This window comes from Bryobacter aggregatus MPL3 (assembly GCF_000702445.1).
GTDB classification, from domain to species: domain Bacteria; phylum Acidobacteriota; class Terriglobia; order Bryobacterales; family Bryobacteraceae; genus Bryobacter; species Bryobacter aggregatus.
This window is the reverse complement of record NZ_JNIF01000003.1, coordinates 1,955,079-1,980,699: the sequence shown is the minus strand read 5'-3', so window position 1 is coordinate 1,980,699 and position 25,621 is coordinate 1,955,079. Positions and strand designations below refer to the sequence as shown.

24 protein-coding genes are annotated in these 25,621 nt (G+C 58.0%); 13 read left to right on the top strand and 11 right to left on the bottom strand.

Going from position 1 to position 25,621, the window contains the following annotated elements; all coding sequences use genetic code 11:
* Positions 1–12: 12 nt before the first annotated feature.
* Both M017_RS0109390 and M017_RS0109385 read left to right on the top strand, forming a co-directional pair.
* Positions 13–1,455, top strand: coding sequence for an aldehyde dehydrogenase family protein (locus M017_RS0109390; RefSeq protein ID WP_031497603.1), 1,443 nt, complete (start codon positions 13–15; stop codon positions 1,453–1,455).
* 21 nt (positions 1,456–1,476) lie between these two features.
* Complete coding sequence (locus M017_RS0109385) at positions 1,477–2,322, top strand: fumarylacetoacetate hydrolase family protein (RefSeq protein ID WP_031497602.1); 846 nt, start codon at positions 1,477–1,479, stop codon at positions 2,320–2,322.
* Here M017_RS0109385 and M017_RS0109380 read toward each other — a convergent pair.
* A complete protein-coding gene (locus M017_RS0109380) occupies positions 2,319–4,817 on the bottom strand; it encodes an ABC transporter permease (RefSeq protein WP_080508000.1) in 2,499 nt (832 codons plus the stop codon). The genes M017_RS0109385 and M017_RS0109380 overlap by 4 nt on opposite strands.
* A 52-nt stretch (positions 4,818–4,869) precedes the next feature.
* Between M017_RS0109380 and M017_RS0109375 the strand changes: the two genes are divergently transcribed.
* Positions 4,870–5,259 (top strand): VOC family protein, encoded by a 390-nt coding sequence (locus M017_RS0109375; RefSeq protein ID WP_031497600.1) that lies wholly within the window; start codon positions 4,870–4,872, stop codon positions 5,257–5,259.
* On the opposite strand, the gene M017_RS26460 is transcribed toward M017_RS0109375, so the two are convergent.
* On the bottom strand, positions 5,256–6,749 hold the full coding sequence (locus tag M017_RS26460) for a RecQ family ATP-dependent DNA helicase (RefSeq protein WP_031497599.1): 1,494 nt from the start codon (positions 6,747–6,749) through the stop codon (positions 5,256–5,258). The two genes, M017_RS0109375 and M017_RS26460, sit on opposite strands and share 4 nt — an antisense overlap.
* Before the next feature lie 11 nt (positions 6,750–6,760).
* Positions 6,761–7,051, bottom strand: coding sequence for an MliC family protein (locus M017_RS0109365; protein WP_031497598.1), 291 nt, complete (start codon positions 7,049–7,051; stop codon positions 6,761–6,763).
* A 20-nt stretch (positions 7,052–7,071) separates the two neighbouring features.
* Between M017_RS0109365 and M017_RS0109360 the strand changes: the two genes are divergently transcribed.
* From M017_RS0109360 to M017_RS0109345, 4 genes are all read left to right on the top strand, one after another.
* Positions 7,072–8,238 (top strand): DUF362 domain-containing protein, encoded by a 1,167-nt coding sequence (locus tag M017_RS0109360; RefSeq protein ID WP_080507603.1) that lies wholly within the window; start codon positions 7,072–7,074, stop codon positions 8,236–8,238.
* Between the two features lie 61 nt (positions 8,239–8,299).
* Positions 8,300–9,553 (top strand): mandelate racemase/muconate lactonizing enzyme family protein, encoded by a 1,254-nt coding sequence (locus tag M017_RS0109355; protein ID WP_051669736.1) that lies wholly within the window; start codon positions 8,300–8,302, stop codon positions 9,551–9,553.
* On the top strand, positions 9,537–10,292 hold the full coding sequence (locus M017_RS27535) for a polysaccharide deacetylase family protein (protein ID WP_051669734.1): 756 nt from the start codon (positions 9,537–9,539) through the stop codon (positions 10,290–10,292). The genes M017_RS0109355 and M017_RS27535 overlap by 17 nt, the downstream gene beginning before the upstream one ends.
* Entirely contained in the window at positions 10,289–10,588 is a 300-nt protein-coding gene (locus M017_RS0109345) for a phosphopantetheine-binding protein (protein WP_051669732.1), read from the top strand. The genes M017_RS27535 and M017_RS0109345 overlap by 4 nt, the downstream gene beginning before the upstream one ends.
* Here M017_RS0109345 and M017_RS0109340 read toward each other — a convergent pair.
* Positions 10,585–11,754 carry a glycosyltransferase gene (locus M017_RS0109340; protein ID WP_031497593.1) on the bottom strand — a complete coding sequence of 390 codons (1,170 nt, stop codon included), beginning with the start codon at positions 11,752–11,754 and terminating at the stop codon, positions 10,585–10,587. The two genes, M017_RS0109345 and M017_RS0109340, sit on opposite strands and share 4 nt — an antisense overlap.
* A gap of 645 nt (positions 11,755–12,399) precedes the next feature.
* Here M017_RS0109340 and M017_RS0109335 point away from each other — a divergent pair.
* Entirely contained in the window at positions 12,400–12,663 is a 264-nt protein-coding gene (locus tag M017_RS0109335; protein ID WP_031497592.1) for a hypothetical protein, read from the top strand.
* 63 nt (positions 12,664–12,726) lie between these two features.
* Positions 12,727–13,284: a ferritin-like domain-containing protein gene (locus tag M017_RS0109330; protein WP_080507602.1), complete on the top strand. Its 558-nt coding sequence runs from the start codon at positions 12,727–12,729 to the stop codon at positions 13,282–13,284.
* A 56-nt stretch (positions 13,285–13,340) separates the two neighbouring features.
* Here M017_RS0109330 and M017_RS0109325 read toward each other — a convergent pair whose 3' ends face one another.
* Genes M017_RS0109325 through M017_RS0109310 form a run of 4 tightly spaced genes read right to left on the bottom strand, consistent with a single transcriptional unit; the run spans position 13,341 to position 18,757 of the window.
* The gene (locus M017_RS0109325; protein ID WP_080507601.1) at positions 13,341–15,062 is read right to left on the bottom strand and encodes an amidohydrolase; all 1,722 of its coding nucleotides are present in this window, start codon (positions 15,060–15,062) and stop codon (positions 13,341–13,343) included.
* 29 nt (positions 15,063–15,091) lie between these two features.
* Positions 15,092–16,159: an NADH:flavin oxidoreductase/NADH oxidase gene (locus M017_RS0109320; protein WP_031497589.1), complete on the bottom strand. Its 1,068-nt coding sequence runs from the start codon at positions 16,157–16,159 to the stop codon at positions 15,092–15,094.
* A 43-nt stretch (positions 16,160–16,202) separates the two neighbouring features.
* Positions 16,203–17,015, bottom strand: coding sequence for a polyphosphate kinase 2 family protein (locus M017_RS0109315; protein WP_031497588.1), 813 nt, complete (start codon positions 17,013–17,015; stop codon positions 16,203–16,205).
* Positions 17,015–18,757: an AMP-dependent synthetase/ligase gene (locus M017_RS0109310; protein WP_031497587.1), complete on the bottom strand. Its 1,743-nt coding sequence runs from the start codon at positions 18,755–18,757 to the stop codon at positions 17,015–17,017. Before M017_RS0109310 ends, M017_RS0109315 begins: the two co-directional genes overlap by 1 nt.
* A 27-nt stretch (positions 18,758–18,784) precedes the next feature.
* On the opposite strand from M017_RS0109310, the gene M017_RS0109305 reads away from it, so the two are divergent.
* Positions 18,785–19,549 carry an inositol monophosphatase family protein gene (locus M017_RS0109305; protein ID WP_051669728.1) on the top strand — a complete coding sequence of 255 codons (765 nt, stop codon included), beginning with the start codon at positions 18,785–18,787 and terminating at the stop codon, positions 19,547–19,549.
* A 9-nt stretch (positions 19,550–19,558) separates the two neighbouring features.
* Positions 19,559–21,271: a DUF885 domain-containing protein gene (locus M017_RS0109300; RefSeq protein ID WP_031497584.1), complete on the top strand. Its 1,713-nt coding sequence runs from the start codon at positions 19,559–19,561 to the stop codon at positions 21,269–21,271.
* Here M017_RS0109300 and M017_RS0109295 read toward each other — a convergent pair.
* The gene (locus tag M017_RS0109295; protein WP_155121327.1) at positions 21,268–21,417 is read right to left on the bottom strand and encodes a hypothetical protein; all 150 of its coding nucleotides are present in this window, start codon (positions 21,415–21,417) and stop codon (positions 21,268–21,270) included. The two genes, M017_RS0109300 and M017_RS0109295, sit on opposite strands and share 4 nt — an antisense overlap.
* 328 nt (positions 21,418–21,745) lie before the next feature.
* On the opposite strand from M017_RS0109295, the gene M017_RS0109290 reads away from it, so the two are divergent.
* Entirely contained in the window at positions 21,746–22,003 is a 258-nt protein-coding gene (locus tag M017_RS0109290) for a CopG family ribbon-helix-helix protein (RefSeq protein ID WP_031497580.1), read from the top strand.
* Positions 22,000–22,290 (top strand): type II toxin-antitoxin system RelE/ParE family toxin, encoded by a 291-nt coding sequence (locus M017_RS30660; protein WP_035957746.1) that lies wholly within the window; start codon positions 22,000–22,002, stop codon positions 22,288–22,290. Before M017_RS0109290 ends, M017_RS30660 begins: the two co-directional genes overlap by 4 nt.
* 22 nt (positions 22,291–22,312) lie before the next feature.
* On the opposite strand, the gene M017_RS0109285 is transcribed toward M017_RS30660, so the two are convergent.
* A complete protein-coding gene (locus M017_RS0109285; protein WP_031497578.1) occupies positions 22,313–23,092 on the bottom strand; it encodes an SDR family NAD(P)-dependent oxidoreductase in 780 nt (259 codons plus the stop codon).
* A gap of 176 nt (positions 23,093–23,268) precedes the next feature.
* Positions 23,269–25,071, bottom strand: a complete 1,803-nt coding sequence (locus M017_RS0109280; RefSeq protein WP_031497577.1) for a hypothetical protein — start codon at positions 25,069–25,071, stop codon at positions 23,269–23,271.
* Positions 25,072–25,621: the final 550 nt, after the last annotated feature.

Sequence of the window (25,621 nt, the reverse complement as noted above, 5' to 3'; positions counted from 1 at the left end):
TTTTTCACTTTCATGCAAACTTTTGGCAATTACATCAACGGCGAATGGATCACGAAGGGCGATACCTTCGAAGACCGCAATCCCGCCAATACCGATGAAGTCGTTGGCCTCTTCGTCAAGGGCAGCGCCGCGGACATGGATGCCGCCGCCGCTGCTGCTGCAGAAGCCTTCCCCAAGTGGGCCGCGATGCCCGCCCCCAACCGCGCCAACATCCTGTTCAAGGCCGCGGAGATTCTTGAAAGCCGCTTCGACTCCATTGCCGCCGAAATGACGCGCGAAGAAGGCAAGACCCTGCCTGAAGCAAAGGGCGAAACTCGCCGCGCCATCAACATCCTGAAGTACTTTGCCGGCGAAGGCGCCCGCATGGGGGGTCATCTGGTCCCGAGCGAACGGGATCGTGTGCACATGTTTGCCATCCGCAAGCCGATCGGCGTGATCGGCCTGGTGACCCCGTGGAACTTCCCGATCGCCATTCCCTGCTGGAAGCTGGCCCCGGCTCTGATCTGCGGCAACACAGTCGTCCTCAAGCCCGCCAGCGCTTCGCCCCTCTCCGCCTGGCGCCTGGTGGAAGCCCTGCACGACGCTGGCATCCCCAAGGGTGTCGTGAACTTTGTCGCAGGCTCGGGTGGCACGCTCGGCAAGGCACTGGTCGAAGCCAAGCCCCTCAAGGCGATCTCCTTCACCGGCTCTGAGACGATCGGTAAGTGGATCCACACCGAAGCCTCCAAGCGCATGCTGCGCATCCAGTTGGAGATGGGTGGCAAGAATCCCACCATCGTCCTCAAGGATTGCGATTTCAATGCCGCCGTCGAGAACGTCGTCAACGCTGCCTTCTTCTCCACCGGTCAGAAGTGCACGGCCACCTCGCGCGCCATTGTCGAAGACGAGATCTATGACAAGTTTGTCGCCGCCGTCGTCGAGCGCACCAAGAAGCTGAAGGTTGGCAATGGCATGGAAGCCGGTATCGACATCGGCCCCGCCGTCGACGAAGCAGCCCTGAAAACCATCCTCGACTACATCGAGATCGGCAAGAAGGAAGCGGGCGCACCGCTCGTTGGCGGCAACCGTCTCACGGGCGGCGCCTTCGACAAAGGTTACTTTGTCGAACCCACGGTCTTTGCGAATGTCACGGAAGAGATGCGCATCGGCCAGGAAGAGATCTTCGGACCGGTGCTCGCCATCATGCGCGCCAAGGATTTTGAAGACGCCATGCGCATCGCCAACGCGACCCCCTTTGGTCTCTCGGCCAGCATCCAAACCTCCAATGTCTCCCGCGTCTTCGATTTTGTCTACGGCGCCGAAGCAGGCCTCCTCACGGTCAATCTGCCTTCTGCCGGAGTCGAGTATCAACTTCCCTTCGGTGGCACGAAGGATTCGTCGTTTGGTCCGAAAGAACAAGGCCCGGCGGCCTTTGACTTCTACAGCGACTACAAGACCATCTATCTCAAGTACTAGAAAGCACGCTCAAACCATCCGATGAAACTAGGACAAATCAAAAGCAACGGCTCCGTTGTCGCCGCGATTTTTGAAGATACGACCCACGCCCGGCCGATTCCCGACTACTCGATGTTCGATCTGGTCGAGCGCCTCGGTGTCGAAGGCGGAGACTTGAAAACTCTGGCTTCCCGTCTCGCCACGGCTCATGTCGTCGAAACGACGCCGCTGATCCCCATCTCTCCCCGCGAAGTGTGGGGAGCCGGCTGCACTTACGAGATCAGCTCCAGCTTCCGCGATGCCGAGCATGGCACGCGCGAAGGCTTCTATCGCGCGGTCTTCGAGGGTGGCCGTCCGGAGCTTTTCTTCAAGGGCACCGCACGCATCGCCGTCGGCCCGGGACAGCCGATTGGAATCCGTGAAGACTCCACCTTCACCGCACCCGAGCCGGAACTCGCCGTGCTGATTGGCGCCAAAGGCCAGATCCTCGGCTACACCGTCTCAAACGACGTCTCGGCCTGGGACATCGAGAAGGAGAATCCTCTCTATCTCCCCCAGTCCAAGACCTTCACAGGTTGCGCGGCGATCGGCCCCTATTTCGTCACTCCGGACGAACTCGGCGATGTCTACAATCTCGAGATGACCTGCACGATCAAGCGCGGTGATGTCACCACTTTCGAGGGCAGCACCAACACTTCGAAGCTGGGCCGCAAGATTGAAGACTTGATCGGCTACCTGCTCCGCTCCAATCAGGTCCCCAGCGGCACCGTGCTGCAGACCGGTACCGGCATCATTGTCACCCAGGAAAGCGCTCTCGCTGCTGGCGACATCGTGTCGATCACCGTTCCGCAGATCGGCACCCTCTCCAACCCCGCCGCAATCGTCTAGTCGGGGCGTAACATTGCAACTGGGTCGATGCGAACGGCCCGGATCACCGCCGGGAGCATGGCCAACGAGGACGCTGTCACTAAGATCAGCGACGGAATCAGCAGCATGCCCACGCCGGTGCCCTTCACTTCATAGAGCAGCGTTTCGATATATCGAAGCGCTGCTACACCAAGAACAATCCCCGCCACCGCTCCCACCATCACCATTGCCATTGCTTCCCCTGTCACACGGCGCACGATGTCACTCGCCTGCGCTCCAATCGCCAGACGAATGCCAATCTCTCGCCGCCGTTGGAGGACTCCATAATCCAGCACTCCATAGAGTCCGATGCCCGCCAGCAGCATCGCCAGAACCGCAAAGAACATCCCTAACAGGGCCAGGAGTCTTTCGCGGACCGTGCGCGCCAGATTGATCTCCACCTGGGCACGGATGTCGCTGACGTAAATTGCTGCTCCTGTCCCGGACACTTCCTGCCGCAGGATGGGCGCCAGATTCATCGGGTTTGCCGCTTGGGTACGAACCACAAAGGTGCCGCGCCCCATGGGCATAAACGAACCTGCAGTATCGACCGTATGGAGCGGGAAATAGGCCGTTGGCCGGATCGGACGGCGCAGGTCATCTCGCGATCGTGCATCCTGGACAAAGCCCACAATCTGAAAGCGCCGGTGTTCGTTCTCAAACCATTTCCCGGTCGGGTTCTCCCCATTGAAGAACTGTTTTGCAAACGACTGGTTCACAATCGCGACCGGAGGATTCGTGTCAGCCGGACTGAAGTCTCTACCCTCGATCAGGGAAATCCGCATGGTGCTGAACCAGCCGGGCGAGATCTTGAGAAAATCCGCGGGAGTCTCGCTAGGAGGAGCACCGTTGACCACAATCGTGCCGACAGCGCTCTGCCCGCTCATCAAAGGCCAAACGGTCTGTGCCACCGCCTCCACGCCAGGGACTGATCGCAAACGATCCGCCACTTGATCCCAATAGGCCGGCGACTGGGGTTGGAGCGCGATCGCTTGCAGGTTGAGGATCCGTTCCGCCGAGAAGCCGGTGGGTTGGCGAGTCAGCTTGTCAAAGCTCGCGGCAAACAAGGCGGCGACAAAAAGGATGACAAAACAGAAGCTGACCTGCAACACGATCAATGCGTGCATCATGCGGCGCCGCGCGTGCGGGTCTGAACCGCCTTTCAGCGCATGGACCGGCTGCACGGCCGAGGCGCGTAGCGCCGGCGCCAGACCGAACAGGAAAGTCACACCGCAGGCCAGCGCCAGACTGAAAGCCGCCACACGCCAGTCCCCTGGAAGCACGAGGCGTGCCGGGTTGTCTGGCGAATGGATCAGCCCCACAAGAAACGGTGCACTCCACCAGGCAAAGAATCCACCGATGACCGTAGCCAGCAAAGCGATCCAGGCGCATTCCACCAGAACCAGTTGCAACAGCCGCCATCGTCCCGCGCCGATCGAGACGCGCAACGCCATTTCCCGGGCCCGCGCGGTTGCCTGTGCGGTCATCAGATTGGCAACGTTGGCACACGCAATCAGTAGCACCAGCAGGACCAGGATGCCCAAGGCCAGCAGCGTCCGGCCATAGTCCCGCTGCAGGTTCGAGCGTCCGGAAGCGGCGGGGTCGAGTAAGAGTTTCTCCTGGAAGAATTGCTCCAAACGCCGCGGGGACATGCCCGTAAGGCCTTTCGCTCTCTCCTGCTGGATGCTACGAAACGTCGCGCGCAATCGCTCACGAACAGGTTCGGCAGCAGCGCCGGGTTGGAGCACAACCAGAGTCCGGAGCCAAAAGGTTGAGTCACTGGTGAGAATGCGCGGCGTTCTCATCATCATCGGCAGGAAGACGTCGGTCACCGTACCGGTTTCCGTGCCGGTGAAACGCTCTTCGGCAACGCCGATCACCTGATAGAGCTCATCCCCCATGCGGAAGCGCCGCCCGATCATGTTCGGATCCTGCGCAAAGCGCCGCGTCCAATAGTCGTGCGACAGGATCGCGACGGGATGTGCACCCGGCGTGGCGTCGTCCGAGGCGGACAGAAGCCTCCCACGCGCGGGCCGCAGTCCGAAAGTCTCGAAGATCGCCCCCGAGACGTATTGCCGGTAGGCCTTCTCCATCTCCTCGTCCCGTCCGTAGCTGAGATCGATGCGTTCGGCATAGGAAACTGCCACGGACTCGGCTTGCTCCTGTATCGCAGTCCGCAGTTGGCGGAACATCGGATAGGAGCAACTGTCGTAGGTGGAGACGCGGCCATCCGCGCCAATCCCTTCAAAGGCTACGCTGTACAGGCGTTCCGGATGAGATATGGGCAAAGGGCGCAGCAGCAGGGCATCGATCAGCCGGAAGGCCGCAGTGCAGGCGCCGGTCGCCAGAGCAAGCGACAGAATGGCCGCCCCGGAAGTCACTTTCCTGCTTTTGAGCTGCCGCCAGCCGAAAACGGCATCGGCTCGAAACGAATCCAGCCATGCCGCAAACCCACTCCACCGATATCCTTTTGCCATCCGTGCATCCTCCGAATCGCTATACTGCGGAGCGTCAGCAAGGTTACGCAAAATGTCCGATCTCAAAACTTCAATCGCCCCGATGCTCTCCGTTCGTCACGGAGCGAGGGCCGTTGCGTTTTACCGGCTTGCCTTTGGCGCGCAAGAACTCTTCCGGATGGACGATGCCAGCGGGGCCGTCGTTGCGCAACTGGCGGTCGGTGATGCCCAGTTCTGGGTGGCGGACGAATCTCCCCAGCACGCGAACTTCAGCCCGGAATCGCTGCACGGCAGCACCACCCGCATGATCCTGACGGTTGAGGACCCCGCTGCTGTTTTCGAGCAGGCGGTTGCCGCGGGAGCCACGGTCGTTTCTCCCGTCCAAAAGGGACATGGCTGGCTCCTGGGGCGCTGCCTCGATCCCTTTGGCCACCACTGGGAAATCGGCAAACCGCTCGATTAAAACTCCTCCAGCACCTCTAAGATCCCCAGACCAAATGCGCTGAGGGTCTTTGGCCCAATCCCTCTGATCTTCTCCAACTGCTCGAGATCCCGCGGCATGCGTTCGGCCAGCTCGAGCAAGGTGGAATCGGGAAACACCTGATAGGCCCGCAGGGAGTTGGTGTCGGCCTGAGTCTTCCGCCAGCGCCGCAACGCCGTATGGACTTCGGAATCGGTACTCGGCTTGGCCTTTAAGGTTACGCTCTTCCGCTCTGCCGCCAGCTTCGGCTTTTTATCGATCAGCCAGGGAATCTCACCGGCACATACATCGCATTTGCCACAGACCTCCCACTTCGGCCTCTCGCCAAAGTGCTCGCAAAGCGCACGGGCCCGGCAATCCTCGCCCTCAGCAAAGCCCTTGATCTCGCGGTAGCGCTGCCAGGCGCGCCGTTGCTCCTGCGCGTCTTCCATCTCCCCGATAAAGTGCGCAATCAAAGCCAAATCCCGCTTGCGCCACAACAAAATGCAATCCGCTTCCTCGCCGTCGCGGCCTGCGCGCCCGGCCTCCTGGTAATACTGCTCAATGCTCTTCGGCAGCGACAGATGGACCACGGCGCGCGTCGAAGGCTTGTTGATGCCCAGCCCGAAGGCGAGGGTGCCCACCATAACGGGAGCCTCGTCGCTCATCCATTTTTCCTGGTTCTTTTGCCGCTTCTCGCTGTCCATCTTGCCGTGATAGCTCACCGCACGCACGCCGCGCGCGCGCAAGTTGATTGCCGTCTCTTCCACACCTTTCGTGGTGCCTTCGTAGACGATCACACTCTGGCCTTCATAGTGCCGCAAGACCGCCAGCAACAACTGAAACTGATCCTTGCGGCTCGCATCCACCGCGACATAGCGCAGGTTGGATCGGTGAAAGCTGACGATGAACTTGCCCGGGTCGCGCAGTTTGAGCTGCGTCAGGATGTCCTGTCGCACTCGCGGCGTCGCGCTGGCCGTAAAGGCGGCAATTGCCGCATCGGGAAACTTGTCGCGAATCTGGCCAAGCAGACGATAATCCTTGCGGAACTCGTGACCCCACTCGCTGATGCAGTGCGCTTCGTCAATCGCAAAGGAGTGAATCGAAGCCTTCTGCAGCATGTTCACGGTGTCGTCCTTCGCCATGCGCTCTGGCGATAGATAGAGCAATCGCAACTGCCCGCGCAGCAGCTTGCGCCAGATCTCTTTTTGCTCTTCCCACTCGATGCCGCTATGCAGACAAGCGGCCGGAATCCCCTTCGCCTCAAGCCCTGCCGCCTGGTCCTGCATCAAAGAGATCAGCGGCGAAATCACGACGCAAGTCTTGCCCGAGGCAACCGCGGGCAGTTGATAACAAAGGCTTTTCCCTCCGCCGGTGGGCATCACAACCGCTACGTCCCGCCCGGCCAGCAGGCACTCCACAATTTCAAGTTGCTTGGGCCGGAACTCCTGGTGACCCCAGTAACGCTGAAGTTCAGCCCTTAAATCAGACATCTCTTTCTAATCTACTTGCTCGCGACACAATCCTTGTAGGAAATGTCCGCAACGTTGAGCAGCGCAGAAGATCCTTTGCTCCAGTAACTGATCACGCCGTCGCTGAACTTGGCGCCGGTAGCCGCCTCCACCAGCTTGAGCGTGTGTTTCTGCCCGCCGAGCGTCAGCTCCGCCTCGCTCCCTTTCAGCTCCACCACAAACTGATATCCGCCCTCGCAGGTGTAGCGCAACACGGCGGGCGAATCCGGCTTTTCGCAACTCAGACAAGCAGTTGCGAAAAGCAGAGCCAATTTCCGATTCATGCAAACAATATAATCGCTGTATGACCGACCGAACTCAAGCTGGGCCATTCCGCGAGAGCCGCCGTTCCTGGATGGAGAGGATGCTCGCTCTCGGAGCCATCGCCCCCATCTTCCCCTACCAAGCCGCGCTGGCTTCGTCAACGACCAGTGCCACCCCAAAAACTAAATGGTCCATGCCTGGCCTCTTCCCCGGACGTGTGGTGGAAGTGGAGCATAACGGGTCGATTGTCAACGGCGCCTTCCAGCGCGAACCCGTGCGCGAGATGCTACGCCGTGGCATGGTGGAACTCACCGGCGCGCCCGATTGGATTGCCGCCTGGCGCATGTTTGTCCAGCCCGGTGAAGTGATTGGCCTCAAGCTGAACCCCGTCTCGCGCCCCTACGTCATCTCCTCCCCCGAAACCGTGCAGGAGATCATCGCCTGTCTCGAAGCGGCGGGCACCAAGCGTAAGGACATCGTCGTCTACGATCGCTACAAGCAGGAATTCTTCGAAGCCGGTTTCGATAAGTGGCTGCCCGAAGGCGTCCGCATCTCCTGGGCGGCCGACTATTACGACGACACACAGCAAAAGATCGAAGGCTACAACCCCGATCACTACATGGACATGCAGCTCACCTTGCCCGGTTATGATTTCTCGAACGATACCGCCCGGCGCAGCTACGCTTCGAACTTCATTACCAAGCAGGTGGATAAGCTGATCAACCTGCCACTGCTCAAGCACCACCAGTCCGCTGGCCTCACCATCGCTCTGAAGAATCTGTCCCACGGCCTGGTCAACAATGTGAACCGCAGCCACTCCTCACCGGAGCTCAATTCCTGCGGCCAGTTCATTCCCACGTCGGTCTCCATCGCAGCCATCCGCAACAAGACAGTGCTGAACATCTGCGATGCGGTGAAAGCGCTGTACCACGGGGGCCCGGGCTTGAACCCGAAGAAGGTGAAGTATGTCTGGGAACACAAGCGTATGTTGTTCTCCACCGACCCGGTGGCCATGGATCGCATTGGCTGGGACCAACTCGACGCGAAGCGAGTCGCCATGGGCATGGATCCGCTGGCCATTGCCCGCCGCGATGCCGATTCCAATTTCGTGCGCATGCAGCCCGAACATGTGGACATCGCTGGAGCCCTTGGCCTGGGCGTAGCGGATCGCAAGAAAATCGAGTTGAAGCAAGTGAAATTGGCCTAAGGCGTCTGAGCGAGATCGATCAAGCCGAGATCTCTTCTCCAAATTGATATACGCTGGCAGCATGTCGCGGATCGCTCGTGTCGAGCCCCACCTGCTGAGTTACCCTTTTCCTGAACCGCTGCACCTGGATTATTACGGGGGCCACCGTATCATCTACAAGCGCGATGCGATGCTCATCCGCGTTGTTACCGATACAGGTGAAGTTGGATTTGCGCCCGGACAAGGAAGCGAGTCTGCTCAGAAGCTGATTCGGGAGACCATCGGCCCCTGGCTCGAAGGCAAGGCCTTCGCCGACCCGGATGCTCTCCGCATTCGTTTCCTCGATGGTCCAGGGCGCGACCCGCATACTGCCAAGATCTACTCCACCGTCGAGGTTGCGCTCTACGATCTGGCGGCAAAAGCCGCGGGCGTCCCCATCTCCGAACTCCTTGGCGGCCGTGTGCGCGACAAGATTCGCCTCTATGGCTCTGCCGGAATGTACATGTCCCCCGAAGGCTATGCGGACGAAGCCGCAGAGGTCGTCAAACTTGGTTTCAAAGCCTACAAGATGCGTCCCGGCATCGGGCCCGAGGCGGACCTCAGGGCAATCCAGCTCATCCGCGACCGTCTGGGGCCAGGCATCGACCTCATGGTGGATGCGCACACCTGGTGGCGCATGGGCGATAAGAGTTACTCCCCAGAAACGGTCAAGCGATTGGCCCAGTCCATGTCAGAGCAAAACCTTTGCTGGCTCGAAGAACCCATGTCCCCACACAAGCACGAGCTCTACCGTGCGCTTCATGCCGAAGACATCATCCCGCTCGCCTCTGGAGAACACGAGACCACCGAAGAGGGCTTTCTCGATTTGATCCACGGCCCTTGTGTCGACTTCGTGCAAGCCGACATCGTCTGCCAAGGGGGCTACGCCTGGGGCCGCCGCCTCTTTGCCGCCTTGCAGGAGGCAGAGCTCCGCTTTGCCTTCCATAGTTGGGGCAGCTACCTCGAAATCATTGCCGCCGCACAACTCGGCATTTGCTGGCCGGAGCACGTGGTGGAGTGGCTCGAGTATCCGCTGTATCGCAAGCCGGGGCAAAATATCATGTACCCCTTCCCATTGGCCGAAGAGATTTTGAAGGAGCCACTCCAGATCGTCGATGGCGAGTTGATTGTGCCGCGAAGCCCTGGCCTGGGAGTGGAGATCAATGAGGGCGTCATCGAGAAGTATCCTTGGAAGCCTGGGCCATGGAGTACCTTTACGCTGCATTCGCCGGCAGGGACTTGGGCTGTTTACAACGACCACAGCGTACAGTGGGTAGAAGATGGTGGAAGTTCTTAGTAATCCGCTGACGCCGCTGGCGATTGTTGCTGGCGGTCTGGGCTGCGCTGTCCGGGCCCCTTGGTGCGACTGGCTCGCACCGAGTGTTTATCGTGGCGACCCAAGGCGCAAGACGCTCGCGCTCACCTTCGACGATGGTCCTAGTGAATCGACGCCCGAATTACTCGACCTGCTTGACCGCTTCGGGGTGCGCGCCACGTTCTTCATGTGCGGCGCGAATGTCCGGCGCCTGCCGGCCATCGCACAGGAAGTTTTCTGCCGTGGCCATGAGATTGGAAACCATACCGATAGCCACAGCCCTCTCTACCTCAAGAGTGCGAGCTTCATTGAGCATGAGATCGCGACCGCGCAACAGACCTTTGAGGATGTCCTTTACTTCCGGCCCAAGTACTTTCGCGCACCTTTTGGTTGCCGTTGGTTTGGCCTCAGCGCCGCCCAGCATCGCCACGATCTTTTGGGCGTTATGTGGACCGTCATCGGACTCGACTGGAAGTATCTGGCCGATCAGGTGGCCCGCCGCATCGCCGACCGGGCCCGCCCCGGCGGCATCATCTGCCTCCATGACGGGCGCGGACTCACCGTCAACCCCGACATCCAAAACACTCTCGACGCCCTCACCTGGGCACTGCCTGTCCTGCAGAATCAGGGCTACCAATTTGAAACCATCAGTGAGTTGCTATGTCAGACCAACCAACCGGCCCAATCGCTGATCACCGACGAGACCTCGTCGATCGAGTGATCCGAGTCATCGCAGAAACTCAGAAAATTCCTGCCGACACCATCGGACGGGAGGCTAGCTTCGAAGAGTTGAAATTTGATTCGCTCGACGGCATCAATATCCTGTTTGCGCTCGAGAACGAGTTTGATATCAACATCCCCGACGAATCAGCGCGCCACATTAAAAGCATTCCCCAGATGGTGGATGGAATTGCAGCTATGCTGCAGTCAAAGGCGACGCTCACGGCATCTGAGATCAGAAGCCAATCTCCAGAAGGCGTAGCGTTGTTGCCCCACAAAGCACCCGAGGGGCGCTAAGCCGCACTCAGCCCGGCGACGCTCGAGGTCAGAACAGCAGCTTCCGGCCGTTGGGGCATTGCCACCTCTTGCTTCTCCTTCAGCTTGCGATGCAGATGCGCTTCCAGGAAAGACACCGTCTGATCCCAGGAAGTATTGGCCACGATCTGATTTCCATCCAGGATCCGAATCGATTCCTGCGCATAAGAATCGGCAAGCGCGGACTTACAGGCACGCAGAAACTCCTCTGGCGAATCTGCAAGATGAACCACGTGGCCATAGGGCTCCACAACATCCCGGATCGGTGTACTGACAATCGGCTTGCCCGCCGCCATATATTCCAGCACCTGCACCGGACTGAGGAGCTTCGTCGCCTCATTCATTGCACAGGGCATCAGACACACATTCCACCCCTTCACAAACGAAGGCAACCGGTGATAGTCCTGCTGTCCCATGTAGTGGATGTTGTCCGCCTGAGGCAGAATGCCCGGATCAATCTTCACCACCGGTCCGACCAGCACGATCTGCCAGTCTGGCCGCGCGGCGGCGAGCCCGCGAATCAGGTCGACCTCCATCCGCTCATCAATCACACCGAAATAGCCAAAGCGCGGATACGGAATCTTTGCTTGCACTGCATCCTCTTCCTGCGTGCGCACTCCCTCTCGAAAATGCGCCACATCCACGCTACTGGGAACACAATGCACCTCAGGATGACGGCCCCGCTTGGCGCGAAACAGGCTTGGCCCGCCCGCAAATACAAGGTCGGCGACATGTAGCAATTGCTCTTCCTGCTCCCGCAACCCGTGCAGAGCATCCATGCAATCGTAGACCGTCATTGCCGGCTTTGCTTCTTCCAGCAGACGAACAGCCGACGGAGTGTCAGTCCAGACAATTGGCTTCGTACAACCCGCTGCCGCCAGTCCAGTCCGAATCATGCGTTTGAGCTTCGGATGGCCGAAGCCCGGCACAAACTTCCCCGCCGGCAAGCGGGGCACCATGACCGTTACATTCGACACAGGGGAACTCAGATCCCAGCGAGCTTCGATTCCGGACGATTCCTCTTTCGGTTCTTCAATAAAGAACACCCGGCGATTTCGGGCCAGCCGGGACAAAATCTGCTGCGGCCGCTGGTAGACGCAATTCCAGCGCAAGTGTGAAAAGACCACCAAAGCTTGGCCTGTATTCATTGGATAACTCCTCGAAAGATTGGGATCAAGATCAGAACAGAGTGCAGAGCTGGCGCCAAAGGATTCTTCACCAAACGAAGCCATTTCAAGTGGGAATGATCCTGCTGCGCTCCCATCTGCCCGATCGGGCGCCCAAGGGACTCGCGAGTAGAACGTCTACTTCCACGCCCTCGGACGATGCAAAGGCAGCCCATTCCAGCCCCCTCTGCAACACCGGCTCCGGAGAGACAGAATGGCAGCAAGGATCTCGCGGGACAGAGTACGCCCCAACCATGGCTCGTGCTAGTTGCCGCTTGAGATCCATATCGTGTCCTTCTGCAAAAAGATGAATGAATTCGTAGCTCGCCGTCCAAACAGGGCATGAAATCTCATTCATCGGTCCGGACACAGCAATGTAGACTTGCGAATCTCGTCACCGAAAAGGAATGGTTTTCATGCGCCGGGGAGAGGAGAGCCATTCCCTCCATTGAGACGATCCAGCCTTCTGTTGTTTCAAGACAAACGTAAAATTCAGCGAATAAAAAGCCGGTGCAGGCGGCCGCCCCCCCTGCGCCCACCGGTGTCCTGCCGCACAGGATTTCAAACCAGTGACGAAATGCTCGTAACGTGCCACCCAGCCCGAACTCTAGCGAATGGAGGTGAGGGATGGACTATCTGACAGAACCGTGCATCGATCTACAGCAGACCGGGTACGAAGACCCACGCTGCACGGTGCTCCCTGGCGAAGACGAGGACGAGCCGGACGACGACGCCTTTGACGAAGAGGATGAACTCGATGACGACGAGTTTGAAGAAGAGGAACTGGATGACGATCTCGATGAAGATGAAGGGTTGGATGAGCAGTTCGCTGAAGAAGAGGAAGAAGAGACGGTGATGTCGAACGAAGAGTATTCCCCTTCTATCGCGTAACAGTTCGAAGTCTCAGTTCATCCACAGACCGAGAAGCGGAACCGCAAAGACAAGGAGATCAGCATGGAAACCCTGGAAGATCTGTTGGTAGAAGAACTCAAAGATTTGTACAGCGCCGAGAAGCAACTGGTGAAGGCTCTCCCGAAAATGGTACGCGGGGCTCAGGATCGTGATTTGAAGTATGTCTTCAACGAACACCTGGAGGTGACCAAAGAACAGGTGACCCGGCTGGAGGAAGTGTTCCAACTTCTTGGGCAGAAAGCCAAAGCAAAACATTGCAAGGCCATGGAAGGTCTCATTGCGGAAGGCAGTGAATGCCTGGAAGAATCAAAAGCCGGCCATCTTCGTGACCTTCAACTCATTGGTTGCGCCCAACGCATCGAACATTACGAGATCGCCGCCTATCTCACGGCCCGCACCATCGCCGAACAATGCGGCTGGACCGAACCCGCGGAGCTCCTCAGCCAGACCGAAGCTGAAGAAGAAATGGCAGACCAGAGCTTGAGCGAAGTTGCAGACGGCATTTACGCACAGTTTTCGGGGGATGAAGCCTTTGAAGAATTCGACATTGCGGTGATCTCGCCCCGCACCCGCTCTGGCGCCAGCAGCCGATTGCACTAATTGGATCTCTCTTTGTGGCGAGCACTCCTTAGGTCCGGTGAAAACCGGACCTTTTTTTATTGCCGGTAGACCTGCCGTCCCCCCAGATAGGTAGACTCCACACGAATCTGCGGAATCGTGTCCACCGGAACCGTCAGAATGTCTCGATTGAGAACGATCAGATCTGCCAGTTTCCCAACCTCGAGCGAACCCTTCTCTTTTTCTTCGAAACTCAGAAACGCATTGTTGATCGTATAGAGACGAATCGCCTGCTCTCTGGTGATCCGTTCCTGGGGGTGCAACACCTGGTCGGTCCAACGCGGCTGGCGGGCAATCGCGATCCACATCCCCCAGAAGGGATGATACGGGTTCACCGCGCGCATCGCGCCGATCCGCTGCATATGATCGCTCCCGCCGCCCACGGTGACGCCGCTCTTGAACAGCGTCGCGTAAGGCTGGAAGTAGCGCATCCGGGGCAAGCCAAACTGCGACACCAAGGTGGCGCCGTCCAACTCCAACCAGGCCGGCTGCAAGTCCGCCACGACGCCCAGCTTGGCCATTTTCTCGACAGCCTCAGGCGACATGAAATTCGCATGGGTCAAATTCGGGCGGCTCGCACGCACCGGGAACTCCTCATTGACGCGCTCATAAGCGTTCAACAAGGCATGAATCGCGCCGTCACCGACGGTGTGCGCCGTAAACTGCAATTCCCGCTTCAGGCTGGCACGCGCCAACAGGTACAGGCGTTCTGAATCGATGTAGCGCATGCCTCGATACTCGGGATCGGTGATCGAATAGATCTTGCTCTTCCCCCATGGCTCGCGCATCAACGCCGAGCCGGTCAACATCCCGCCGTCGAGGAAGACCTTGATCCCGCGCATCCAAAGCATGTTGTCGTATTTGTGCAGCGGATCGGCAGCCACGCCAGCAATTTCGGCCTCCACGTCCTTCCAGTCCCGATTCGGAAACGCTACATGATAGTCGAGAAACACGCGGCAACTCAGCCCGCCTTCTGCGCGCAGCTTGCGATAAATCTCCACATGCCCCGCGGCGGCGGCACGATCGGTGATGCTGGTGATTCCGAGCGAATTGTAGTCTGCCATCAGCAATTTCAAGCGGGCCATCCGCTCGGCGTCCGTCGGCTGCCGCTCTGTCGGAACAGACTTCACAAATGCGGCATAAGTGCGTAAGATTCCGGTGGGCTCGCCCGTCACGGCATCGAGTTCTACCTTGCCCGGCTGGCCTTCCGGCGATTTGGTGGCCTTGGTGATGCCATTGCGCTGCAGGCCGAGCGAATTCAAGGAGGCATCTGGCCCGGTACTGAAAATGACTGGATGCCGCGGCGCCGCTTCATCCAGTTCCTGCCGCGTCGGATAACGCTGCTCCTTCAAGCGAGTGATAAAGACTTGGCGCAAAATGATCCATTCGCCCTCCGGCACGATCTTCGTCCGTTCTTTCACATGGGCCAGAACGGCCGCGATGTCGGGCATCGCCGGAATCTCATGGTCGAACTCATGGAGGGAAGCATCGAGCGCGTGCGTGTGGCTATCGATCAGACCCGGTAGCACCGTCTTGCCTCCAAGATCAATCACCTGCGTCTTGGGCCCGCGCAGCCGCAAGACGCTGGCATCTGTGCCCACGGCTGCGATGCGGTCTCCCCGCACCGCAATGGCCTGCGCAATCCGAAACTTCGGGTCAACCGTCACAACCTTGGCATTGCGGAAAATCAGGTCGGCAGGCTGGGCCTGGAGCGTCACGGCAACGATCCAGGCAACGGACAAGAGGCGGAAAACAGTCATTTCTGCGAGTATACGACCGGCAGGCCGCATTAGATCGCGCGCAGATACTGATTCGGCACCTTTGGCGGTACACCAAGCGCCTGCGCCGCATGGATGGGCCAGTAGGGATCGCGCAAGATTTCCCGTCCCAGCAGAACCAGATCTGCCTGCCCGGCGCGAATGACCTCTTCGGCTTGCTGGGCCGTGTGAATCAGACCCACGGCGGCACTGGCGATTCCACCCTCGCGCCGGATCTGCTCCGCAAAGGGCACCTGGTAGCCCGGTCCCAATTCGATCTTTGCCTTCGGCGAATTTCCGCCCGAAGAGCAATCGATCAGATCGACACCCAAGGGCTGCACCATCTTGGCCAGTGCAACCGAATCCTCAATCGTCCAGCCACCCTCAACCCAATCTGACGACGAGATTCGCAGAAACAGCGGCAGCCGTTCCGGCCACTCCGCTCGCACCGCTGCGATGGTCTCGCGCAGGAAACGGGAACGATTCTCAAAGCTCCCGCCATAGGCATCCGTACGGTGATTCGACAACGGGGACAGGAACTCATGCTGCAGATACCCGTGCGCCCCATGCAGTTCAATCACTGCAAAGCCCGCCTGCAGCGCGCGCTTCGCGGCAAGCCCAAAAGCGGCGGCGAGGGCGGCAATCTCTGCCACGCTTAGCTCATGCGGCACATGCCAGCCCTCATCAAACGGAATCGCGCTCGGCCCCACCGTTTGCCAGGCTCCATCGCCCACACGGAGCGGGGCGCCCCCCTCCCACGGAATTGCACAACTGGCCTTGCGGCCCGCATGGGCCAACTGAATCCCCGGCACACTCCCTTGTGACTTCACGAACTTGGCTATTCCTGCGAGGGGTGCAATGTGAGCGTCACTCCAGATGCCCGTGCAACCTGGCGTGATGCGGCCTTCCGGCACCACCGCCGTCGCCTCCACGATCACAAGCCCGGCCCCACCCGTGGCCCGTGCCCCCAAATGAGTGAGATGCCAATCGTTCACAAAGCCGTCAAGCGCCGAATACTGGCACATGGGCGACACCCCAATCCGGTTAGGAAAAACAAGCTCCCGCAAACCCAAGGGAGAAAACAACAGAGATTCGGACATACCTATCAGGATGCCGGAACCAGCCACAAAGCTGCGGCAAACTCTATTCGAACTGAATGTTGCTCAGATCCGCCGTCGGCTTGGGCAGTTTCATGTCCATCTCCTCGAGTGTCTCTTTGACAATCTCAGATACCGCAAGATCCCGATACCATTTCCGGTTTGCCGGAATCACATACCAGGGGGCGTGCTTCTTACTGCACTTCCCGATCGCTTCCTCAAAGGCCGCCGTGTAATCGTCCCAATAATTGCGTTCCTCGAGATCGGCCTTCGAGAACTTCCAGTTCTTCTCGGGATTGTTCAGCCGCTCTTCAAAGCGCTTCTTCTGCTCTTCCTTGGAAATGTAGAGGAAGAACTTCATGATCTTCACGCCGTTATCGGCCAGCATTTCCTCAAAGCTGTTGATCTGCTCATAGCGCTTGCTCCAAACAGCCTTAGGAACAGTGTTATGCACCCGCACCACCAGGACATCCTCATAGTGGCTGCGATTGAAGATCCCCATCTGCCCCCACTTCGGAATCGCCTTGTGTACCCGCCACAGATAGTCGTGTTCCTTCTCTTCCCCGGCCGGCACCTTGAAACTGGTCACCTGCACGCCCTGCGGATTCAGCCCGGTCATCACCTTCTGGATGGTGCCGTCCTTGCCGCCGGCATCGATCCCCTGCAACACCGCGAGTACGGCGCGCTTGCCCTCCGCATATAGCAAATACTGCAGCACCCGCATGCGATCAATGTTCTTCAGATAGCGGGCAATCCCATCTTCTTTGTTGTCGCAACCCGGGGTGCCTGAGGGATCGATCTCCGACAACTTCAGGATCTTCCCGGGTTCTGCCAGCAGCTTCTCGCGAATCTTGCTCATTACTGCATTTCCTCTTTGCCCGCGTACATTTCATTGATCTCAGCTTCGAAATGTTCGGCCACAATGCTCTTGCGAATCTTCATCGTGGGCGTCATCTCGCCTTGTTCAATCGTGAATTCACGCGGCAGAATCTTGTACTTCCGAATCTGCTCGTGCGCCTCCACTGTCTTGTTCACTTGCTGTACCAGTGATTTGAGCTTTTCCTCTAGCGGCTCTGTTACAGCCGGATTGCGAGTAAATAACGCCGTCACAAAGGGCCGCTTGTCTCCCAGCAACACCACCTGGCTGATGCCGGGCTCGCCCTTGAACATCCCCTCAATGCGGTTCGGATAGATTTTCTTCCCGTTTGAGGCAACGAGAATCTCTTTTTTGCGCCCGGTGATGTACCAGTAGCCGTCCGGGTCGACGCTGGCGATGTCGCCGGTCAACAGCCAGCCGTCGTCGGTAAATACCTTCTTGTTCGCCTCAGGGTCCTGGTAATAGCCGCTGAACAAAGTGTCGCCACTGAGCGCCATCTCCCCATCGGGCATCAGCTTGCACTTCACCCCCGGCAGCAGCGGGCCGATCGAACCGATCTTTGGCTTCTCGAGCGGATTCACATGCGTCACGCCGCCTTCGGTGAGGCCATAGCCCTCGAGAATCGGAACGCCCACCGCGCCAAAGAAGGCAGCCAGCTCTTTGCCCAGCGGCGCCGAACCTGAAATTGCAAAGCGGATGCGCCCGCCCAGCTTTTCCCGAATCTTCGAAAACACCAGACGATCCACCAGCGAGAGCGGCATCGAGATCCAAAACGGTACCGTCTCGCCGCGCGACTTGTACTCCATGGCCTTCAGCCCAAGCCCTAGGCCACCATGGAACAGCTTCTGGATTGCCGCCGGCTTCTTCTTCATCTCCGTCACGATATTCGTGTGGATGCGTTCCCAGAGCCGCGGCGGGGCAAGCAGGAAGGTAGGCTTCACCGCGGCGATCTCTTTCGGCAGCCGCGACAGGCTCTCGCTGAAATACACCGACATGCCGTATTCCATGGGCAGCATCTGCAACACCAGGCGTTGGGTGATGTGCGCACTTGGCAAAAAGGCAATTGCCGTATCAGTGGGCCCGAGCTTGAGCACCTTTGGAGCCATTGCGATATTCGAAACAATCGCGTGATGCGTCACCAGACCCATCTTCGGCTCACCGGTGGAGCCGGAGGTGAGATAGATAATTGCCGGGTCCTGCGGCTTGGTTTCGATGTAGATCCGCGCGAACATCTGCGCATCTTGCGCCATCGCCTCGCGTCCCAGCTCCCGCAAGCCCGCCAGCGTTTGCACGCCTTCGGCCTCGCCCGTCATCAACACCCACTGCAAATCGAGTGGCTCTGCCGACGAGAGGCTGGCAGCCAGTGTCGCCAACATCTTCGGATTCTCGACAAAAACCAGCTTCGCGTTGCAATTGCGCAGCTTATGAATGGCTTCGCCCTGCGGATAGCTCGTATACATCGCCGCCGCAATCGATCCGTTACAGATGATTCCCATATCGGCGAAATAAAATTCCGCGCGGGTCTCGCTTTGGATGGCGACGACATCCCCATATTGGATCCCCAAACTCCGCAGCCCACAGGCCACTTCCTTGACGATCTGCATGTACTGATTCCACGAATAGCTCGTGGTCTTGCCACCGGGCTCCGGCTGCACCAGCGCCGTAGCGTCGCCGTACCGGGCGGCCGCCTCTTCCAGGGCTGTAAAGACGGTCCTCGAACTCATTTCGACGATGTTATCATCCCGGTTTGAATGAGTTACGATAGCGAACTGTTTTTTGCCCAATCTGCTGCCCGTAAGGCGGGCGAGGCTTGCATCCGGATTTTGAACCAGGGAGTGGAGGCCGAAACTAAGTCTGACGAGTCACCCGTCACCCGCGCCGACAAGGAAAGTGAACGTCTCATTGTGAGCATTCTGTCCCAGGCCTTCCCCGAAGACGGCTTTCTCGGCGAAGAAGGAGCTAGCCGCGAAGGCAGCAGTGGCCGCCGCTGGATTATCGACCCCATCGACGGAACTCGCGATTTTGTGCGCAATAACCGCCTCTGGGCCATCCTCATCGGCCTGGAAGAAAACGGCGTCCCCGTCGTTGGCGTCTGCTACCTGCCGATGCTCGGCGAAATTTATTACGCCGCCAAGGGTCACGGCGCGTTTTGGGACGGCAATCCGATCCAGGCCAGCAAAATCGATACGGCCAAGCAGGCCGTCGTCTGCGTCAACAAGCTGAATGCAGTCACCCAGGCGCCTTTTGGCCCGCCGCTCCTTGATTGGATGTCAAAATTCTGGTGCGTCCGGGTCTTTGGTGGCATCTATGACGCCATGCTGGTGGCCAGCGGCCGCATGGAGATCTGGCTCGAACCGAGCGTTGCCCCCTGGGACCTCTGCGCGCCCACCTGCATCCTGCGCGAGGCTGGCGCGAAGTTCATGGCCCTCAATGGGAAAGACTCCATCTACGAAGGCACCGGCGTCGCCTTTGCACCCGGTATGGAGTCCGAGGTGCGCGGCTTCCTGGGGCTATAAACTAGGGCCATGCGCCCAACGGCCCTCCTTTGCATCGTTCTTCTTACGGGCTGCTCCACGCAGCCCGTGGACAGCTTCTCCGGCTTTGTAGACGACTACTTTAAGGCGGCCTTTGCAGCCTCCCCCTCCTTTGCCACTGCTACTGGCATCCACGACTATGACGGGCAGATCGAAGATCTCTCGGCAGCCGCCGTACAGAAACGCATCGCCGTCCTCGAAGCCCAGCAGTCCCGCCTGGACACGATTCTCAAGAACCAGAAGCTAAACGCCGAGGACGCGATGGACGCGGAGATCCTGAAGTCGCAGATCCTCGCCGAACTGCACGAAACCAAGGTCCTCGAGACCTGGCGCAAGAACCCGATGAACTATGTCGGAGGCCCGGGCGGCTCGATCGATCTGCTCATGAAGCGCAGCTTCGCCCCTGCCAAGGACCGTCTGAAGCTTGTCACCTCGCGGCTGCGCGGCGTGCCGCCGATGATCACCGCGCTCCAGGCGAATGTCCAGAATCCGCCGCGCGAGTTCACAGACCTCGCCATCCGCATCGCTGGGGGGTCGGTTGGCTTCTTCCGCGACACGGTTGCCACCTGGGCCAAGGACGCCGCGGCCGGCGACGCTGCGCTGCTCGCCGAATTCAAGACCGCCAACGACGCGGCGGCCAAGTCCTTTGAGGACGCTACCAAATGGCTGAAGGAAGACCTGCTGCCTCGCTCGAAAGGCAGCTATGCGATCGGCGCCGAGGCCTTCTCAAAAAAGCTGCTCTATGAAGAGATGGTCGACATCCCGCTCGACAAACTGCTCGCCATCGGCGAGGCGAATCTGGCCAAGGACTATGCAGACTTCGTCGCCACCGCCAAGTTGATCGCTCCGAACAAGAAGCCAGCCGAGGTCATGACGCTCCTTGAGGCAGACCATCCGACGGAAGCCGACCTCATTCCTTCCTCAAAACGCACCATCGAGAGCATCCGCAACTTCATCATCGAGAAGAAAATCATCTCGCTGCCGAGTGACGTCCTGCCGCACATCGAAGAGACGCCACCCTATGCCCGCAACGGCGGCTTCGCCTCGATGGATACGCCGGGTGCTTATGAGACCAAGGCGACCGAAGCCTTCTACTACATCACTCCGCCTGAGAAGGAATGGCCGGCTAAGCAGAAGCTTGAGCACCTGAAGCTGTTCAACCGCTCTGTCATGGATGTCATCACGATCCACGAAGCCTACCCCGGCCACTACACGCAGTTCCTCTACGCGAAGCAATACCCGACGAAGACGCGCAAGATTGTCGGAGTCGCCTCAAATGCGGAAGGCTGGGCGCATTATGCCGAACAGATGATGCTCGAACAAGGCTTCGGCAAAGACGATCCGAAGATCAAGCTCGCCCAACTCCACGAAGCGCTGCTACGCGACTGCCGTTACCTTGCCGGCATCAAGCTGCATACCCAGGGGATGAGTGTCGAGGACGCAACCAGGATCTTCGAGGAGCGCGGCATGCAACTCCACGCGAACGCTTACGAGGAAGCGCGCCGGGGTTCCTACAACCCGACTTACTTGTACTACACGCTCGGCAAGCTCATGATCTACAAGCTACGTGGCGACCTGCAGCAAGCGCAAGGCGCCAGCTTCAACCTCGAGAGCTTCCACAACCAGTACGTGAAGCAGGGTGCGATCCCGATTCCGTTGGTCCGCCGCATTTTGCTGCCGGGGAACACCGCGTCCAGCCTTTAGAGAGGCGCAAAAACAAATTCTTTCGTCTTCCAACCCAGCGTGGCCTCATAGCTGGGGCACTTCGCGCTCTCCCCATAGGTCAAGAGTAGATGCTTGCCGGGAAGGACCTCAAAGAACGCAAAGGACCAATCGGCTGTGGTTTTCAACGACCGTTGCTCCTCCGGCGCTGCCGCTGCAATCAATGTAATCCAGCGACAGATCGAGCGTGCTCCAGAAACATGGATGATAAGTTGGTATTCCCCATATCACAAGGAATCATCGCTTCGAAGCTTTCCGGTTCCCCAAAGGTGCCGTCGGACTGCACCCGAGCGAGTTCGCAACGCCACCCCGTTCGTCACAGCCGACAACGGGCTCGCCCAAACTCGCAACCTCCTCGCATCCCAATATGGCCGCCGGCGTGATCTCGAGAAGCAAAGGCCTACACCAACACAACTACCTACATCGTGGGACAGTGTATACAAGTGAGCACAAGTGATGACAGAGACTCTTTCCATCCGAATTGACTCAGCAATAAAACAGCGGCTCGATGCTCTTGCCAAGCGCTCGAACCGGTCGAAATCCTTTCTCGCAGCTGAAGCGATTGCGGCCTATGTGGAGTCCGAGGAATGGCAGCTTGGTGAGCTTAATACCGGGATTGCCGAGCTGGATGCTCGCCAGAGTATCAGCCATGACAAGGTTTCGAAATGGCTCAACACCTGGGGCAAGCCGGGTGAAACCAAAGCCCCACGATGAAGGTGCTTTGGTCCCGCCGCGCAATTCGACACCTCATTCACTTGCGCGAGTACATTGGGAAAGACTCGCAGCAGAATGCGGCTCTCGTCGCTCGGCGGATTCTCGATGCAGTGAATCTGCTACCCTCCCAACCACACCTGGGCCGGCCGGGTCGGGTTCTCGGCACTCGTGAGCGTGTAGTACCCGAAACTCCCTATGTCATTCCTTACCGCGTTCGACGAGATCAGCTGGAATTGATTGCGGTTTTCCACGGTAGACAAAAATGGCCCACGAAACTTCAGAGCTAGTTCTACGTCTGGTCCCCTTCTCTTACGCAATCGAACGCAACAAGCCGCCTTCCACTCGCAGCGCCGCCCCGTTCGTCGCCGCCGATAACGGACTCGCCAAGTACGCTACCAAACTCGCCACTTCCTCACCACGAATCAGACGTTGCAACAGCGAGGTGGAGCGATGCTTCTCGAAAAATTCTCTCTCTGCCGCCTCATCGCTCGCCCCCGGAACACTCGACAAGCTCTGGATGAAATCGACAATTCCTTCCGATCGCGTCGGGCCAGGCAGTACGGAATTCACAGTGACTTCAGTGCCCTTGGTCAACTCAGCCAGCCCTCGCGAAATGGCAAGCTGCGAAGACTTCGTTACGCCGTAATGGATCATCTCCGGCGGCGTCATCACGCCAGACTCACTCGACACAAAGATCACCCGGCCCCAATTCTTCGCCAGCATCTTCGGGAAATAGTGGCGCGACAAACGAACCCCGCTCAGTACATTCACTTCAAAGAAACGAAGCCAATCGGCATCGCTGATCGCGGCAAAGTCCTGCACCTGATAGATGCCGAGATTGTTGACAAGGATATCGATCTCGTCCACCTGATCGATCAATGAAGCAGCGCCCTCAGCTGTCGCCACATCCGCAACGACCGTCTGCACAAGCTTCGTCCCGTTAGGGAAAGCCTGTTTCAACTTCTCCCGGCTCCGTCCTGGCACGACAACCCGAACCCCTTCCGCCACCAGACTTTCAACAATCGAAAACCCAATCCCAGCCGACCCGCCCGTGACAATCGCAGTTTTCCCAGCAAGCTTGAAATCCAAGTTCATCTCCTGGTTGCTCGGATGCACGCATCGCTACGTTCGATTCGCGCAGTCCCAACCTCAATCCGCTCTTGTCGAGCAGATTTCTAGGAAACGGACCCGTTGAATCGATGCCACGACGAAGCGCGCAAAACCTGCTTCCTCATCGAGCCGCACTGGTAGGGGACACAATGCCTTTACTTCCACAACAAGCGATCCTCGTTTGTCATCGTCCCAAGTGGGTCAAAGATCAGCTTCAGGAACTCCAGATTGAGACGTGTGCCCATGAGAACACTGAAAGCGATATCGTAGTCCAAGCGCAGAATCGGTCCGTCGCTCTTTTTGGTCAGAACAAAGACGTGGGCCTCTACCCCCTGCAGCGCGGAGAGCAGCCTGTCAAGCCCAAGCTTAAACAGCTGATTGACTTCTCCAGAAATGCGTTCATAGTCTGAAACTAACTTGCGGGCGTATACTTCATTCGATCGATTGGAGGTCAGCGCTTCGAGCAGTTTCCGGTCTACGGCACAATCCAATAGCGTCACAAATGCCTTCTTCAGAGGATAGATCAGTAGTTCCAACCGATCCGGCCGGTTGTAATCCGTCAAGGCCAACTCGCAGAAGTTATTGGAGCAATTGATGAAATAAGTCAAAGCATTGCCAAAGAGGAGCTCATTCTCTTTATTGCTTGGCTTATCGAAACCTTTCGTCACAACTTCGGACGACTTTCCATGAAGCTTTTCCGCAATGCTCGAGGATCGAGAAACCATCTGCAAACTGGAGCACGCCTGCTTCAACAGCCGCAAGTACCCGCCCAGAAGACAATGCGCAACCGGAGACGAATCAGAAAGCTTGATTTTTAACGTTTGCTTGCACTCCATTCGATACAAGCTAAGACTGGCGTGAACATCGTTGAAGAGATGATTGCCTTGGTTGGGGAGCGTAACACGCTCACGCGCCTCTTCAAGCGTGTCGTTGGTGACAAACTGCTCGAACGTGATCTGGAGAGGAATGACCCTTTCAAAGAAACTGGACAACAGAATGGGCTGTACATCCTGCGTCTGGCGGCGCTCGGCGAAAGGGTCGTCTCCCTTGCAGAACAATCGCTCAATCTGGAAGCTGCTCGTCTTCCTATTGAAGACGCAGACCAGTGAGAAGCCAGAGTGAGTGAGAGCGCTTTGAACGCTATTGTAGACACAGAAGTTGATCTTCCGGTTCCCCATGCGAAGGCGAAACTGCCGAGCGAATTTCAATAGCTTCAGCAACCTCAAGTGGATATCGGTCAGCTCCACCGTCTGCGCGTTTGCATAGGTCGTGATCCCCAAGGCTTGCGCCCAACAGAAGCGAGTCTGGTCGACAATCGTGACGTCAACATCGCTACTCACATCAAAGGTCCACCCTTTTCCTTCTTTCTTCTTGCCGCGCAATCCATCCACGGAGCTGCCATGAATGACGATGATGGCCGGTGCTTCCTCCGTCAGTTGAGTAAATTGATTCAGGTGCAATACGGAAACATGCGAGGGACGGGTGACCAGGTAGTTCAGGGTATTTGAGAACTCTTCCTCACTTCGAAAAGCCAAGGAATAATTCTTTTCTGCCGCCAGGAACAGGAGCTTCACATCGGACTCTTTCAAGCCCTGCTTCCTCTCCAGGTATTGAATCAGGACCGGCCGAAACTCTTCGCGCACGAGCTTGAACAAGCCAACCAACTCCATGCTCAGGCACCAGGGTTTTGGAAGACCATAAGAGCGGTCCACTTCGCTGGAACTGACATTGTTGGAGTTTGAGGTGGTCACCGCCTTCATCGACTTCCAATTGAGAGAGGCAGAATTTCCCTTATATGTAACCTCGATCTCGACGTCCATCTCGCCCATCATCGGCGGTTGAAAATTCAGGTAGGACTTTGCGCGTGAATCAATTTCTACTGTTTCTTCCTGCTTTGTTTTCGTATTTTTGAACCTGACGTAGAATCGATTGCCAACCCGATAATATTTCGCGCGCATCTCTTTGTCCTTGTCTTTGCGGGATAGAGTAGCACGTAACTCCAGTAGCTTTGCAACTGTAGATGGAGGCACTCGGCCGGTGCTGACGCTCCTTCGCACGAATCACTAGCATCTACTTCTCGTCAATAGGTGACGTAAGTGCAACCATGCAACTCTGGCTCTTTTCTTCCACACATGACTTGAAAAAGAGCGGGGCCAGATCCTCCAACGCGCGCCGCCTGCCCGGAGTTCCGGAATGAGCCGCATCCTCCCGCAAGGCCCTGATGGCAGCTGCTGGATCATCAAGAGAGATCAGGAAAAGCGCGTGAACTCCATTTCGCAACGCCAAAGACCCAAGCTTGCTCTCCCTCAACACTGCCCGCAGTAAGGACTTCACCAACTCCGATGCCCAGAAGCATCCTTCACTGCAACCGCACGAATCCGCATTTTGCTTCCTGGCAATAGACTGCTCGGACTCTAAGATCAAAGCTGCGTCAGACCAACAAGAGCAAACTCCTTCGTCTTCCAATCGAGCGTTGTCTCATAGCTGGGACACCCCGCACGTTCCCCA